The sequence below is a fragment of the Salinimicrobium oceani genome, assembly GCF_012037645.1.
Window position 1 is genome coordinate 1 of sequence record NZ_JAAVJR010000083.1, and the last position, 830, is coordinate 830.

At 41.3% G+C, this 830-nt stretch carries 1 protein-coding gene; it reads right to left on the reverse strand.

The window, feature by feature from the left end:
• The coding region (locus tag HC175_RS15520) for a ComEC/Rec2 family competence protein (RefSeq protein ID WP_235942641.1) at positions 1–803 on the reverse strand (803 nt) is incomplete at its 3' end.
• Between the last annotated feature and the right edge of the window lie 27 nt (positions 804–830).

The following is an 830-nucleotide window of genomic DNA, read 5'->3' on the forward strand; positions in this document are numbered from 1 at the left end:
TGCTTCGGAAGGATTCCTGTGCTGTCAAGCAGGATCAAAAAATGACCTTTCTGAAGATAAATATTCTGAAGTGGTTTTTGCTCAATTTCTGAAACACTCTCCCCAACCTGGTAATTTTTGATCATAGCCAATTCCTCCACCGCACCTGAAGAATTGTGGTAAAGCTGCAACTTCTTTTCTTCAACTTTCCCGATCATGGAGTTGCGGCTTCTGTGAAAAACGATCAGTTCATCTTCTGTCGCCGTCTGCTGAAAAATGTAAACCGCCTGAATTATGATTACAGATGATAAAACCGCTAAAAGTTTTCTGTAGCTGAAGGATTTCAATAACATGAAAGTCAATAAAATTAAAAGATACCAGGCCCAAACTTCCGTCAGGCTAAAAGGTATATCTCTAAATAGAAACTTTTCCTGCGAAGCTATTGCTTCAACCGTCGTGTTAAGCACAAAGATGATGAGCTCGTAAGTTTTGACAAGGAAAGAAGGTAAGAGTCCGGCCAGCGCTAAAATAAGCACCAGCACGCCCAAAATAAGAATAATGCCAAGGAACGGAAGGATAATAAGATTGGAAAGAAAAAAGAGTCCGGGGAACTGATGAAAATAAAACAAACTGAGGGGCAGTACGCCAATTTGTGCGGCTATGGTCACTGTGAGCAGATCCCAAAAATACTTTCCGGTTCTGGTTGTTGGCTCCCATAGTTCCAGCAACAGCGGCCTTAGCAATACAATGGAGATTACAGCCGCATAGCTCAGCTGAAATCCAACTTCAAAGATCCACTGCGGCTTAATGAGTAACAGTAGCATAAGAGATAGAAAAACTGAATTTAGAGT